Here is a 14,178-nt window from a genome sequence, read left to right as displayed (position 1 = left end):
TCCTCTTTATCCCATCCCCATAAGGAGGAACTGATGCTCAACGGTGTGGTTTTCGCCGCCGCGGAGGAGCACAACCCGATCATTCCGGCCTGGCCTGACATCATCGGGTCGCTGATCTGCTTCATCATCATCCTGGTCTTCTTCTGGAGGCTCGTCCTGCCGCGCATGCGCAAGCTCCTCGACGAGCGCGCCGAAGCGATCGAAGGCAACATCGCCAAGGCGGACGAGGCTCAGCACAAGGCCGAGGCGCTGCTGGAGGAGTACACCGCCCAGCTCGCCGACGCGCGCGCAGAGGCGGCCAAGATCCGCGAGACGGCCCGCACCGACGGTCAGCAGATCGTCGCGGAGGCCAAGGAGAACGCGACGGCCGAGGCCGCCCGCGTGACCGCGAACGCCCAGGCCCAGATCGAGGCCGAGCGCCAGGGTGCGCTCGTCTCGCTCCGCGGCGAGGTGGGCTCGCTCGCGATCGACCTCGCCTCCGGCGTCGTCGGCGAGGTGCTCACGGACGACAAGAAGGCCCAGGCGATCGTCGATCGCTTCCTGGCCGACCTGGAGTCCAGCGACGCCCAGAAGGCAGGGTCGGGCAACTGATGGGAAGCGCCTCCAGAGAAGCACTGGCCCGATCCGTCCAGGCGCTCGCCGGGATCGGGTCCAAGGCCGATCTGGCGACGGCTGAAGACCTGTTCGCCGCAGGACGAGTCGTCGCCGACTCCGCCCAGCTCCGTGCGGTCCTCAGCGACCCCTCGGCATCCGCCGAGGGCAAGACCGTGCTGGTCCAGCGCGTCTTCGCGTCGCTCTCGGCGCCCGCGGTCGAGCTGCTGACCGTCGTCGCCGGCGAGCGCTGGTCCGGCCCGGACGACGTCCTGGCCGCGATCGAGGAGCTCGGCATCCGCTCGATCGCCGCCTCCGCGCCGCGCAACGTCGACATCCCGGGCGAGCTCTTCGCGTTCGGAGGCGCCGTGACCTCCGACGCCGGGCTCGAGCTCGCGCTCCGCAGCAAGCTCGCAGCGCCCGAGGCCAAGGCCGCTCTCGCCGAGCGCCTGCTCGCGGGCAAGGCGTCGAAGCAGACCGTCGCGATCGCGCGCCAGCTGGTACTGCAGCCGCGCGGCCGCAGCGTCCGCGAGTCGCTCCGCGAGGCCGCCCGCATCGTGGCGGCCCAGTACGGCCAGGCGATCGCCACGGTCGTCACGGCCACGCCGCTCCCGGCCGCGCAGGCCGAGCGGCTCCGCGCGAGCCTCGCCGCCAAGTACGGCGACCTCAAGCTCAACGAGGTCGTCGACCCGGCGATCCTCGGCGGCCTGCGCGTGCAGATCGGCGACGACGTCATCGACGGAAGCGTCGCGTCGCGCCTCACCGAACTCCGACTTCAGCTCGCGGGCTGACCGCCCGAGATAGAACCCAGATAGGGAACAACGATGGCAGACATTCAGATCAGCCCCGATGAGATCCGGGACGCGCTCAAGGACTTCGTCTCGAAGTACGAGCCGGCCGGCGCCACCACCACCGAGGTCGGGCACGTGCTCGACGCCTCCGACGGCATCGCGCACGTCGAGGGCCTCCCCGGCGTGATGGCGAACGAGCTCATCCGCTTCGCGGACGGCACCCTGGGCCTGGCGCAGAACCTCGACGAGAACGAGGTCGGCGTCGTGGTCCTCGGCGAGTTCGACGACATCGTCGAGGGCATGGAGGTGACCCGCACCGGCGAGGTCCTCTCCGTCCCGGTCGGCGACGGCTACCTCGGCCGCGTGGTCGACCCGCTCGGCAACCCGATCGACGGCCTCGGCGAGATCGCCACGGAAGGCCGCCGCGAGCTGGAGCTCCAGGCCCCCGGCGTCATGCAGCGCAAGTCGGTGCACGAGCCGCTCCAGACCGGCATCAAGGCGATCGACGCCATGATCCCCGTCGGTCGCGGCCAACGCCAGCTCATCATCGGCGACCGCCAGACCGGCAAGACGGCCATCGCGATCGACACGATCATCAACCAGAAGGCCAACTGGGAGTCCGGCGACGTCAACAAGCAGGTCCGCTGCATCTACGTCGCGATCGGCCAGAAGGGCTCGACCATCGCCTCGGTGAAGGGCGCGCTCGAGGACGCCGGAGCGATGGAGTACACCACCATCGTCGCGGCCCCGGCCTCCGATCCCGCGGGCTTCAAGTACCTCGCCCCCTACACCGGCTCGGCCATCGGCCAGCACTGGATGTACGGCGGCAAGCACGTCCTGATCATCTTCGACGACCTGTCGAAGCAGGCCGAGGCCTACCGCGCCGTCTCGCTCCTCCTCCGCCGTCCGCCGGGACGCGAGGCCTACCCGGGCGACGTCTTCTACCTGCACTCCCGACTGCTGGAGCGTTGCGCCAAGCTCTCCGACGAGCTGGGCGCCGGCTCGATGACCGGTCTGCCGATCATCGAGACGAAGGCCAACGACGTCTCGGCGTACATCCCGACCAACGTGATCTCGATCACCGACGGCCAGATCTTCCTGCAGTCCGACCTGTTCAACGCCAACCAGCGTCCCGCGGTCGACGTGGGCATCTCGGTCTCCCGAGTCGGCGGCGACGCGCAGGTCAAGTCGATCAAGAAGGTCTCCGGCACGCTGAAGCTCGAACTGGCCCAGTACCGCTCGCTGGAGGCGTTCGCGATGTTCGCGTCCGACCTCGACGCGGCCAGCCGCCGTCAGCTCGCCCGTGGCGCCCGCCTCACCGAGCTGCTCAAGCAGCCGCAGTACTCGCCGTTCCCGGTGGAGGAGCAGGTCGTCTCGATCTGGGCCGGCACCAACGGCAAGCTCGACGAGGTCGCGGTGGAGGACATCCTCCGCTTCGAGGCCGAACTGCTCGACCACCTGCGCCGCAACACCGACATCCTCACCACCCTGCGCGAGACGAACGTCCTCGACGACGACACCGTGTCGAAGCTCGGCGAGGAGGTCGACAAGTTCAAGCTCGAGTTCCAGACCGGCGAGGGCAAGCCGCTCGCCTCGGTCGGACGCGAGGAGTTCGAGGCCAGCGCCGAAGAGGACGTCAACCAGGAGCGCATCGTCAAGGCGAAGCGCTGAGCACGGATAGGTACTGAGGAAGACACATGGGAGCACAGCTTCGGGTCTACCGGCAGAAGATCAAGTCTGCCCAGACGACCAAGAAGATCACCCGTGCGATGGAGCTGATCTCCGCCTCACGCATCCAGAAGGCGCAGGCCAGGGTCGCCGCGTCCACGCCGTACGCCCGCGCGATCACGCGCGCGGTGTCGGCGGTGGCGACCTACTCGAACGTCGAGCACGTCCTCACCACGGAGCCGGAGAAGATCGAGCGCGCCGCGATCGTCATCTTCTCGTCGGACCGCGGTCTTGCCGGCGCGTTCAACTCGAACGTGCTCAAGGAGTCGGAGAAGCTCGCCGAGCTGCTCCGGAGCCAGGGCAAGGAGGTCGTCTACTTCCTGATCGGGCGCAAGGCGCAGGGCTACTTCAGCTTCCGCCGCCGCGGGTTCGAGCGGGTGTGGACCGGCAACACGGACAGCCCCGAGTTCGAGCAGGCCAAGGAGGTCGCCGACGCGGTCCTCGAGTCCTTCCTGCGTGACGCGTCCGACGGCGGTGTGGACGAGATCCACATCATCTACAACCGCTTCGTCAGCATGCTGACCCAGGAGCCCCAGATCGTCCGCCTGCTTCCGCTGGAGGTCGTCGAGGGCATGGAGGAGCCGGACCGCACGCAGGTCCTGCCGCTCTACGAGTTCGAGCCCGACGTCAACACCGTGCTCGACTCGCTCCTGCCGGTCTACATCGAGAGCCGCATCTTCAACGCGATGCTGCAATCCGCCGCCTCCAAGCACGCGGCCACGCAGAAGGCCATGAAGGCCGCGAGCGACAACGCCGACAAGCTCATCACCGACTACACGCGACTGGCCAACAACGCCCGCCAGGCGGAGATCACCCAGCAGATCTCCGAGATCGTGGGCGGCGCGGACGCGCTGAGCTCGGCAAAATAATCGTCCAAACGAGAGAGAACGAATCATGACTACCGCTACCGCCGAAGCCCAGGCTTCGACCGCGCAGCCGGCCGGCGTGGGACGCATCGCCCGCGTCACCGGTCCGGTCGTCGACATCGAGTTCCCGCACGACTCGATCCCGGGCATCTACAACGCCCTGAAGACCACCATCACGATCGGCGAGCAGTCGACCGAGATCACGCTCGAGGTCGCGCAGCACCTCGGCGACGACCTCGTGCGCGCCATCGCCCTCAAGCCGACCGACGGCCTGGTCCGCGGCGGCGAGGTGCGCGACACCGGCGCCCCCATCTCGGTGCCCGTCGGCGACGTGACCAAGGGCAAGGTCTTCAACGTGACCGGCGACGTGCTCAACGCCGAGCCGGGCGAGACCATCGAGATCACCGAGCGCTGGCCGATCCACCGCCAGCCGCCGTCGTTCGACCAGCTGGAGTCCAAGACCCAGCTCTTCGAGACCGGCATCAAGGTCATCGACCTCCTCACCCCGTACGTCCAGGGCGGCAAGATCGGCCTGTTCGGCGGCGCGGGCGTCGGCAAGACCGTCCTCATCCAGGAGATGATCCAGCGCGTCGCGCAGGACCACGGCGGTGTGTCGGTGTTCGCCGGTGTCGGCGAGCGCACCCGTGAGGGCAACGACCTCATCCACGAGATGGAGGAGGCGGGCGTCTTCGACAAGACCGCGCTCGTCTTCGGCCAGATGGACGAGCCGCCGGGAACGCGTCTGCGCGTCGCCCTGTCCGCGCTGACGATGGCGGAGTACTTCCGCGACGTGCAGAAGCAGGACGTGCTGCTCTTCATCGACAACATCTTCCGCTTCACGCAGGCCGGCTCGGAGGTCTCCACGCTGCTCGGCCGCATGCCGTCCGCGGTGGGCTACCAGCCGAACCTCGCCGACGAGATGGGCCTCCTCCAGGAGCGCATCACCTCCACCCGCGGCCACTCGATCACCTCACTGCAGGCGATCTACGTGCCGGCCGACGACTACACCGACCCGGCGCCGGCGACCACGTTCGCCCACCTCGACGCCACGACCGAGCTCTCCCGTGAGATCGCGTCGAAGGGCCTGTACCCGGCCGTCGACCCGCTGACCTCGACCTCGCGCATCCTCGACCCCCGCTACCTGGGCGCCGACCACTACCGCGTGGCCACCACGGTCAAGCAGATCCTCCAGAAGAACAAGGAGCTGCAGGAGATCATCGCGATCCTCGGTGTCGACGAGCTGTCCGAAGAGGACAAGATCACCGTGTCGCGGGCCCGTCGCATCCAGCAGTTCCTCTCGCAGAACACCTACATGGCGAAGAAGTTCACCGGTGTCGAGGGCTCGACCGTCCCGCTGAAGGACACCATCGAGTCGTTCGACGCCATCGCCAAGGGCGAGTTCGACCACGTCGCCGAGCAGGCGTTCTTCAACGTCGGTGCGATCACCGACGTCGAGGAGAAGTGGGCGCAGATCCAGAAGGAGAACGGCTGAGCATGGCTGTCCTCAACGTGAGCGTCGTCGCCGCCGACCACGAGGTGTGGTCGGGCGAGGCGAGCATGGTCGTCGCGCGGACCGTGGAAGGGCAGATCGGTATCCTGCCCGGCCACGAGCCGCTGCTCGCCATCCTCGCCCAGGGCGAGGTGCGCGTCACCCTGAACGGCGGGGAGTCGATCCGGGCGCAGGCCGACGACGGCTTCCTCTCCGTGGAGAACAACACGGTCACGATCGTGGCCCGTCAGGCCGAGCTGGTCTGACGATGTCCGACCCGAAAGCCCCGCTCGAACGGCAGTTCGGCGACGTCCGCGTCCCCGTGCTGATCGTGACGGCGGGGCTTCCCGGTTCCGGCAAGTCCACCATCGCGGAGATCATCGCGGGCCGGCTCGGCGCGACGGCGATCTCGGTGGACCCGATCGAGGGCGCGATCCTCGAGGCCGGCATCGACTCCGATCAGCCGACCGGCCTCGCCGCGTACCTGGTGGCCGAGCGGATGGCCGAGCAGGTGCTCATCAGCGGGCACTCGGTCGTCGTGGACGCCGTCAACGCGGTCGAGCCCGCGCGGCTGCAGTGGCGCGACCTGGCCCAGCGCTGCGGAGTGAAGCTGCGCGTGATCGAGACGGTGTGCACGGACGACGAGCTGCACGAGCAACGGCTCGCGAAGCGCACCGGCCTCATCGCCGCGTACGCGGTCGAGCAGAGCATCGACGAGTACAGCGAGTGGAAGGGCGCCGCGGCGTCGCTCCCTCGGGTGACCCTCGACACCTCCCGCCCGCTCGGCGAGAACGTCGACGCGGCACTCGCCTTCCTGGAGGGCTGAGTGCTCGTCCTGCTGCCCCCGTCCGAGACCAAGCGCGACGGGGGAGAGGGGGAGCCGCTCGCCCTGAAGTCGCTCGGCTTCCCTCGCCTGAACGCGACGCGCAGGGGCGTCGTCGCCGACACGGTCGCGCTGTCGCGCACCCCGGAGGCCGCGGCGAAGGCGCTCAAGCTCGGCCCGAAGCAGGCGCACGAGGTCCAGCGGAACCGCGGCCTGCGCCGGGCGGCGACCATGCCCGCGCTGCTGCGCTACACCGGCGTGCTGTACGACGCGCTCGACGCGCCCTCGCTGATGGAGGAGGACTGGCGGTTCGCCGCGCGCTCCGTCGCGGTGCAGTCGGCGCTGCTGGGGCTGGTGCGCGCGGACGACCCGATCCCGGCCTACCGGCTGTCGTTCGACTCGCGGCTGTCGCCGGCGCTCAAGAAGCGCTGGGCCGCGGCGTGCGCCGCGGAGCTCGCGGTCGTCGACGGGGTCATCCTCGACCTCCGTTCGGAGGGCTACGCCGCGCTCGGCCCGCTGCCCGAGCGCGAGGGGGTGCACTACCTCCGCGTGCTCGCGCGGGACGAGAGCGGGACCGTGCGCGCGCTCAACCACTTCAACAAGCAGGCCAAGGGCCTGTTCGCGCGCGCCCTCATCGAGCGCGGCGAGGACTTCGCCTCCACCGACGCCCTGCTCGCCTGGGCCGCCGGCGAGGGCTACGAGCTCACGCGGTCGGCTGACCGGGCGGGCGAGCTCGACCTCGTCGTCCCGGAGGTCGTCGGCGTGCCGGGGAAGCTCAGCGCGGTGCTGCGTTCAGCAGGCTGAGCATCTGCTTCGGAGTGCATGGGACTGTGGTGCTCGGGGTGTAAGTGAGATAAGCTCATCTCACGAGAGAGGGGACAATCCCGCAGTCCCGGCGCCGTGAACGCCGGAAGACCCACATACCAGTCGGGCCGACGCGCAGATCGCGGACACATCATTCGGATGTGCCGAGTCCGGAACCGGTGTGGCGGCAGCACAGTGATTCCGCCTGCGGTCGGGCACGAGCGGACGCGCCGTCACCAGCGAGAACGGTTCCGAGATCGACTTCGCCGGCCCGACTCTCTCATGCCCGCTGCTCCCGTTCGCCTCAGGCTGCGCGGAAGCAGCCCTCGAAGTGGTCGTCCACCATCCCGGTCGCCTGCATGAGCGCGTACATCGTGGTCGGCCCGACGAAGCGGAAGCCTCGGCGCCGCAGCTCCTTGCTCATCGCCGTCGACTCCGCGGTGACCGCCGGGACCTCCTGCCATTCGCGCGGTCGCGGCCGGGAGCCGGTCGGCGCGAAGTCCCACATCAGCTCCTCCAGCGGCACGTCGAGCGCGAGCGTCGCGCGTGCGTTCGAGATGGTCGCCTCGATCTTGCCGCGGTGCCGGATGATGCGCTCGTCGCCGAGCATACGCAGCACGTCGGTCTCGGTCATCGCCGCCACGCGCTCCGGCACGAAGCCGTGGAAGACCTCGCGGAACGCCGGCCGGCGGCGGAGGATCGTGATCCACGACAGCCCGGCCTGGAAGCCCTCCAGGCAGAGCTTCTCGTAGAGCGCGCGGGGATCGTGCTGCGGCGTGCCCCACTCCTCGTCGTGGTACCGCCGGTATTCGGGGTCGTTCGCCGACCACGAGCACCGGGCGCGGCCGTCGTCGCCGGTCACGAGGGCCGCGCGCGCGACCGTCTCGGCGGGGAGGGTGGACGTCGTCTCGGTCTGATCCGTCGTGCTCATGCCGCGAGGGTGATCCCCTCGTGCTCCAGCAGCCAGAGCTTGGTGGGGATGCCCTCGCCTCCGCTGTACCCGGTGATCTTGCCGGAGGAGGAGAGGACGCGGTGGCAGCCGATGATGATCGGCACCGGGTTCGCCCCGACGGCGCCGCCGATGGCGCGCCCGTAGCCGGGGTGGCCGAGCGACAGCCCGAGCTCGCCGTACGTGGTGAGCGTGCCGTACTCCAGCGCGGTGAGTCGCTCCCAGACGGCGGTGCGGAACGCGGTGCCGTTCAGGCGGACGGGGACGTCGAACTCCCGCCGTGTGCCCGCGAAGTACTCGTCCAGCTGGGCGGCCGCGCGTTCGAGCACGGCGTCGCGGTTCTCGGGGAGGTCGTCGTGGGGGAGCACGTCGTCGCGTGCGATCGAGAGGGACGTGACGGCGTCGCCGTCGCCGGTCAGCTCGATGCGGCCGATGGGGCTCGGCATCCGGAGGAGGGTGATCGTGGAACTGCTCATGGAACGACTCTACGGCCGGCCACCGACAGCCACTCGCGGAAATCGGACATCGGGGATAAGTCGCATTCCGGCCTTCCTGTGGAGGACGAATCGGTCCGATCCGCCTCCGAACGCTGCCTAGACTCGACAGCATGGCGAACATCGAATACCGCACCCTCGGCACCTCCGGCCTGGTCGTCTCGACCATCGGCCTCGGCTGCAACAACTTCGGCCGCGCGGGCACGGCGACCGAGACGCAGGAGGGCACGGACGCCGTCATCGGCGCCGCCATCGACGCGGGCGTGACGTTCTTCGACACCGCCGACATCTACGGCAAGGAGCGCGGGCTCTCGGAGACCCTCATGGGCTCGTCCCTGCAGGGCAGGCGCGACCGGATCGTCCTGGCCACCAAGTTCGGCATGGACATGGCGGGCGCGAACGGCCCCGACTGGGGCGTGCGCGGCTCCCGCCGCTACATCCGGCTCGCCGTGGAGTCGTCGTTGCGCCGGCTGCGCACCGACTGGATCGACCTCTACCAGCTGCACCAGCCCGACCCGGTGACGCCGATCGAGGAGACCCTGGAGACGCTGGACGACCTGATCGCCGAGGGCAAGATCCGCTACATCGGCCACTCGAACCTCACCGGCTGGCAGATCGCGGACGCCGAGTTCACCGCCCGGCTCGCCGGGCACCCGAAGTTCATCTCCGCGCAGAACGAGTACAGCCTGCTGGTCCGCGGCGCCGAGCGGGAGGTGCTGCCGGCGGTCAACGCCTACGGTCTCGGCTTCCTGCCGTTCTTCCCGCTCTACAACGGGCTCTTCACGGGCAAGTTCAGCCGCTCCGGCGGCCCGGCGGACAGCCGCATCATGATGCTCCGCAAGCACCTGCTCGACAACGCGCCGTGGGACGCGATCGAGCGGTACCAGGCGTTCTGCGACGAGCGGGGCGTCACGATGCTGCAGGCGACGTTCGCGTGGCTGCTGGCCCAGCCGGGACTCACCAGCGTGATCGCGGGGGCGACCCGCCCGGAGCAGATCGCGGCGAACGCCGAGGCGGCGACTGCGTGGACGCCGTCGGCGGACGACCTTGCGACGATCTCTGGGTTCTTCCCGCTCGACCGCTGAGGAGGTGAGTCGTTCGCTCAGGGCGAACAGCCTCGTCATTGTGAGTGAGCACTCACTCCGCTTACGATTCCTCCGTGGAAACCGAGTTGGAGACGACGCGCAACCGCGCCCAGCCGCTGCCGCCGGAGGACCGCAAGGCGATGATCATCGACGCGGTCATCCCGCTGCTGATCGAGCACGGCCGCGGCGTGACCTCCCGCCAGATCGCCGACGCCGCCGGGATCGCCGAGGGGACGATCTTCCGCGCGTTCGGCGACAAGGAGACGCTCGTCCAGGCGGCCGTCGAGAAGTACCTCGATCCGGAGCCGCTGCGCGAGGCGCTGCGCTCCATCGACCCCGGCCTCCCGCTGGAGCACAAGGTCCGCGCGATCGTCTACCTGCTGCGCGAGCGCTTCCAGAACGTCATGCGCATCATGGCGGTGGTGGGTCATCAGCGCCCGCCGATCCCGCACGAGCGCACCGAGTTCGCGGCCATCATCGCCCGGATCCTCGCGCCGGAGGCCGAGGAGCTGAACTGGCCCCCAGACCGGGTCGCCCACATCCTGCGCCTGATCAGCTTCTCGTCCGCGTTCCCCGCCCTGAACGACGGCATCGAGTTCAGCGTCGACGACCTCGCCCGGATCGCCCTCGTCGGCGTCGCGGGCCGGCCGTTCGCCATCTATACACCCGTCACGAGCGCCGCGGACGCGGCAGACCTGGGAGAGCCCGGATGCTCCTGAAACTCCTCGGCCGGTACCTCCGGCCGCACTGGCCGCTGCTCATCGGGGTGGTGGTCTTCCAGCTCGCGCAGTCGCTGCTGTCGCTGTGGCTGCCGACGCTGAACGCCGACATCGTGGACAACGGCATCGCCAAGGGCGACACCGGCTACATCCTGTCGACCGGCGCCGAGATGCTCGGCGTGACCATCGTCCAGATCGCCTGCTCGATCACCGCGGTGTACTTCGGCGCGAAGGTGGCCATGCTGGTCGGCCGCGACCTCCGCGGCGCGATCTTCCACCGCGTGGGCGAGTTCTCGGAGCGCGAGGTGACGCACTTCGGCGCCCCGTCGCTCATCACGAGGAACACCAACGACGTCCAGCAGGTGCAGATGCTCGTGCTGATGACCTGCACCCTCCTGGTGTCGGCGCCGATCCTCGCGATCGGCGGCATCATCCTCGCGATGCGGCAGGACCTCCAGCTCTCGTGGCTGATCGCGGTGAGCGTGCCGGTGCTGCTGATCGCCGTGAGCATGATCATCGTCCGGATGGTCCCGCTGTTCCGCAAGATGCAGGAGCGGATCGACCGGGTCAACCGGGTGCTGCGCGAGCAGCTCACCGGCATCCGCGTGGTGCGCGCGTTCGTGCGGGAGGACGTCGAGACGGCGCGGTTCACGGTCGCCAACGACCAGGTCACCGACACCGCGATCCGGGCCGGGCGGCTGTTCGCGCTGATGTTCCCGATCGTGATGCTGGTGCTGAACGTGTCGAGCGTCGCCGTGATCTGGTTCGGCGCCTACCGCGTCGCGGACGGGTCGATGCAGATCGGCACGCTGACCGCGTTCCTGCAGTACCTCGCGCAGATCCTGATGGGCGTGATGATGTCCACGATGATGGCGGTGCTGGTGCCGCGCGCCGCGGTCTGCGCCGACCGCATCGGCGAGGTGCTGAACATGGAGCCGTCGGTGGGCGCCGTGGAGAACCCGATCACCGATGTCTCCGCGCACGGCACAGTCGAGTTCGTCGGCGTCGGCTTCTCCTACCCGGGGGCCGAGCAGCCGGTCCTCAGCGACGTGACGTTCTTCGCGGAGGCCGGCAAGACCACCGCCGTGATCGGCAGTACCGGCGCAGGCAAGACGACGCTGGTCAACCTCATCCCGCGGCTGTTCGACGCGACGAGCGGCATCGTCCTGGTCGACGGCGTGGATGTCGCGGAGCTCGACCCCGAGCTGCTCTGGTCGCGCATCGGGCTCGTGCCGCAGAAGCCGTACCTGTTCTCGGGCACGGTCGCCAGCAACCTCCGCTACGGCAACCCGGACTCCACGGACGAGGAGCTCTGGCGCGCGCTGGAGATCGCCCAGGCGAAGGGCTTCGTGGAGGAGATGCCCGAGAAGCTGGACGGGCCGATCGCCCAGGGCGGCACGAACGTGTCCGGCGGCCAGCGGCAGCGGCTGGCCATCGCTCGCGCGCTCGTGCGCCGGCCGGAGATCTACATCTTCGACGACTCGTTCTCCGCGCTCGACACCGCGACGGACGCGCGCCTGCGCAGCGCGCTCGCCCGGCACGAGGCGGAGGCCACGATGATCGTCGTGGCCCAGCGGGTGTCGACCATCGTCGACGCCGACCAGATCGTCGTCCTGGAGGACGGCCACGTGGTCGGCCGCGGCACCCACGCCGAGCTCGTGGAGACCAATCCGACCTACGCCGAGATCGTCTCGTCGCAGCTCACCGCGGAGGAGGCGGCATGACCCGCGAAGACAGCGCCCGTCGTCCCGCTGCGGCGCCGGCCGGTGCTCCCACCGCGACGCAGACGCCCGTGCGGACCCCGGTCCGCCGCGGCCCCGGAGGCGGCCCGTTCGGCGGCATGACGATGCCGGGCGACAAGTCGCTGAACTTCGGCCCGTCCGCCAAGCGGCTCGCCGCGCGGCTGCGACCCGAGTGGATCGGCATCGTCTTCGTCACCCTCCTCGCCGTCGTCAGCGTGGTGTTCGCGGTGCTCGGGCCGAAGCTGCTCGGCAACGCGATCAACCTCGTGTTCGCGGGCGCGATCTCCGCGCACCTCCCGGCGGGCATCACCCAGCAGCAGGCCATCGCTGGGCTGCGGGCGAGCGGTCAGGGCCAGCTCGCCGACCTCATCTCCGGGATGACGCTGACGCCTGGAGCGGGCATCGACTTCACCGCCGTCGGCCACATCCTGATGTGGGTGCTCGCGCTGTACATCGCGTCCTCGCTGTTCGCCTACCTCCAGGGCTACGTGCTCAACGGGATCACCCAGCGGACCGTCTACCGGCTGCGCCAGGACGTGGAGGCCAAGATCCACCGCCTCCCGCTCACCTACTTCGACCGGATGCAGCGCGGCGAGCTGCTCAGCCGGGTCACCAACGACATCGACAACATCTCGCAGACCCTCCAGCAGACGATGAGCCAGCTGCTCACCTCGCTGCTGACGGTGATCGGCGTGACGGTGATGATGTTCGTGGTGTCGCCGCTGCTCGCCCTGATCGCGCTCATCACCATCCCGCTGACCCTCGTCGTGACGATGCTGATCGCCAAGCGCTCGCAGAAGCTGTTCGTCGCCCAGTGGCGCAACACCGGCGAGCTGAACGGCCAGATCGAGGAGGCCTTCACCGGGCACTCGCTCGTGAAGGTCTTCGGCCGGCACCGCGAGGTGGAGGAGCGGTTCCGCTCCAAGAACCAGGAGATGTACCAGGCGAGCTTCGGCGCGCAGTTCATCTCCGGCCTGATCATGCCGTCGATGATGTTCGTCGGGAACCTGATGTACGTCGCGATCGCGGTGGTCGGCGGCCTCCAGGTCGCCAACGGCGCGATGCAGCTCGGCGACGTGACGGCGTTCATCCAGTACTCGCGCCAGTTCACGCAGCCGCTCACGCAGCTCGGCTCGATGGCCAACCTGCTGCAGTCGGGCGTCGCCAGCGCCGAGCGTGTGTTCGAACTGCTGGACGCCGACGAGCAGAGCGCGGACCCGGCCGAGCCCGTCGACCCGCAGGGCACCCGCGGCCGGCTGGCCTTCGAGGACGTGTCGTTCCGGTACGTTCCGGACCAGCCGCTCATCGAGGACCTCTCGCTGGTGGCCGAGCCGGGCCAGACCGTCGCGATCGTCGGCCCGACCGGCGCGGGCAAGACCACGCTGGTCAACCTGATGATGCGCTTCTACGACCTGGACTCCGGCCGGATCACGCTCGACGGCGTGGACATCGCGACGATGACCAGGCACGGCCTCCGCGAGCGGATGGGCATGGTGCTGCAGGACACCTGGCTGTTCAAGGGCACGATCCGCGAGAACATCGCCTACGGCCGGCCGGGCGCGACCGAGGAGGAGATCCTCGACGCGGCGCGCGCGACGTACGTCGACCGCTTCGTGCACTCGCTGCCGGACGGCTACGACACGGTGCTGGACGACGAGGGCTCGAACGTGTCCGCGGGCGAGAAGCAGCTGCTGACGATCGCGCGGGCGTTCCTCGCCAGGCCGAGCGTGCTCATCCTGGACGAGGCGACCTCCTCGGTCGACACCCGCACCGAGCTGCTGGTGCAGAAGGCGATGAGCGCGCTGCGCGCCGACCGTACGTCGTTCGTGATCGCCCACCGGCTGTCCACGATCCGCGACGCCGGGCTCATCCTGGTGATGGAGGCCGGACGCATCGTGGAGCAGGGCACCCACGCCGAGCTGCTCGCCAAGGGCGGCGCGTACTACACGCTGTACAACGCCCAGTTCGCGGCGCCGGCGGAGGAGGAAGCCTAGCGATTCGTGGGGGGGGGGGGGGGGCGCGCCCCGCGCGGCGCCCGAGGGGCCGCCGAGGGGGGGCACCCGTGCGTGGGCGGGCCCTCGGCCGCCCCGCCCCCCC

14 protein-coding genes are annotated in these 14,178 nt (G+C 69.5%); 12 read left to right on the top strand and 2 right to left on the bottom strand.

Annotated features, from left to right (window positions below; translation table 11 throughout):
- The first annotated feature begins 33 nt into the window (after positions 1–33).
- Genes ABCS02_RS14900 through ABCS02_RS14865 form a run of 8 tightly spaced genes read left to right on the top strand, consistent with a single transcriptional unit; the run spans position 34 to position 7,092 of the window.
- Complete coding sequence (locus ABCS02_RS14900) at positions 34–591, top strand: F0F1 ATP synthase subunit B (protein ID WP_345836453.1); 558 nt, start codon at positions 34–36, stop codon at positions 589–591.
- The gene (locus ABCS02_RS14895; RefSeq protein ID WP_345836452.1) at positions 591–1,382 is read left to right on the top strand and encodes a F0F1 ATP synthase subunit delta; all 792 of its coding nucleotides are present in this window, start codon (positions 591–593) and stop codon (positions 1,380–1,382) included. The genes ABCS02_RS14900 and ABCS02_RS14895 overlap by 1 nt, the downstream gene beginning before the upstream one ends.
- 33 nt (positions 1,383–1,415) lie before the next feature.
- Complete coding sequence (gene atpA, locus ABCS02_RS14890) at positions 1,416–3,053, top strand: F0F1 ATP synthase subunit alpha (protein WP_345836451.1); 1,638 nt, start codon at positions 1,416–1,418, stop codon at positions 3,051–3,053.
- 26 nt (positions 3,054–3,079) lie between these two features.
- On the top strand, positions 3,080–3,979 hold the full coding sequence (locus ABCS02_RS14885; RefSeq protein ID WP_345836450.1) for a F0F1 ATP synthase subunit gamma: 900 nt from the start codon (positions 3,080–3,082) through the stop codon (positions 3,977–3,979).
- Between the two features lie 25 nt (positions 3,980–4,004).
- Positions 4,005–5,468 (top strand): F0F1 ATP synthase subunit beta, encoded by a 1,464-nt coding sequence (gene atpD, locus ABCS02_RS14880; protein ID WP_345836449.1) that lies wholly within the window; start codon positions 4,005–4,007, stop codon positions 5,466–5,468.
- A gap of 2 nt (positions 5,469–5,470) precedes the next feature.
- Positions 5,471–5,731 (top strand): F0F1 ATP synthase subunit epsilon, encoded by a 261-nt coding sequence (locus ABCS02_RS14875; RefSeq protein WP_345836448.1) that lies wholly within the window; start codon positions 5,471–5,473, stop codon positions 5,729–5,731.
- Positions 5,732–5,733: 2 nt separating this feature from the next.
- The gene (locus ABCS02_RS14870; RefSeq protein WP_345836447.1) at positions 5,734–6,291 is read left to right on the top strand and encodes an ATP-binding protein; all 558 of its coding nucleotides are present in this window, start codon (positions 5,734–5,736) and stop codon (positions 6,289–6,291) included.
- Positions 6,292–7,092: a peroxide stress protein YaaA gene (locus ABCS02_RS14865; protein ID WP_345836446.1), complete on the top strand. Its 801-nt coding sequence runs from the start codon at positions 6,292–6,294 to the stop codon at positions 7,090–7,092. It begins immediately after the preceding gene.
- 304 nt (positions 7,093–7,396) lie between these two features.
- Here the strand turns inward: ABCS02_RS14865 and ABCS02_RS14860 are convergent, their stop codons facing one another.
- Both ABCS02_RS14860 and ABCS02_RS14855 read right to left on the bottom strand, forming a co-directional pair.
- Positions 7,397–8,023, bottom strand: coding sequence for a DNA-3-methyladenine glycosylase I (locus ABCS02_RS14860; protein ID WP_345836445.1), 627 nt, complete (start codon positions 8,021–8,023; stop codon positions 7,397–7,399).
- Positions 8,020–8,517 carry a methylated-DNA--[protein]-cysteine S-methyltransferase gene (locus tag ABCS02_RS14855; protein WP_345836444.1) on the bottom strand — a complete coding sequence of 166 codons (498 nt, stop codon included), beginning with the start codon at positions 8,515–8,517 and terminating at the stop codon, positions 8,020–8,022. The genes ABCS02_RS14860 and ABCS02_RS14855 overlap by 4 nt, the downstream gene beginning before the upstream one ends.
- A 131-nt stretch (positions 8,518–8,648) precedes the next feature.
- Between ABCS02_RS14855 and ABCS02_RS14850 the strand changes: the two genes are divergently transcribed.
- From ABCS02_RS14850 to ABCS02_RS14835, 4 genes are all read left to right on the top strand, one after another.
- Positions 8,649–9,620: an aldo/keto reductase gene (locus tag ABCS02_RS14850; RefSeq protein ID WP_345836443.1), complete on the top strand. Its 972-nt coding sequence runs from the start codon at positions 8,649–8,651 to the stop codon at positions 9,618–9,620.
- A 74-nt stretch (positions 9,621–9,694) separates the two neighbouring features.
- Complete coding sequence (locus ABCS02_RS14845; protein ID WP_345836442.1) at positions 9,695–10,339, top strand: TetR/AcrR family transcriptional regulator; 645 nt, start codon at positions 9,695–9,697, stop codon at positions 10,337–10,339.
- Positions 10,330–12,063, top strand: a complete 1,734-nt coding sequence (locus tag ABCS02_RS14840) for an ABC transporter ATP-binding protein (RefSeq protein ID WP_345836441.1) — start codon at positions 10,330–10,332, stop codon at positions 12,061–12,063. The genes ABCS02_RS14845 and ABCS02_RS14840 overlap by 10 nt, the downstream gene beginning before the upstream one ends.
- Positions 12,060–14,075 (top strand): ABC transporter ATP-binding protein, encoded by a 2,016-nt coding sequence (locus ABCS02_RS14835; protein WP_345836440.1) that lies wholly within the window; start codon positions 12,060–12,062, stop codon positions 14,073–14,075. The genes ABCS02_RS14840 and ABCS02_RS14835 overlap by 4 nt, the downstream gene beginning before the upstream one ends.
- The last annotated feature ends 103 nt before the right edge of the window (positions 14,076–14,178 follow it).

This window comes from Microbacterium sp. X-17, from assembly GCF_039615055.1.
The sequence above is the reverse complement of the archived record's forward strand: the minus strand, read 5'-3'. Positions and strand labels throughout refer to the sequence as shown.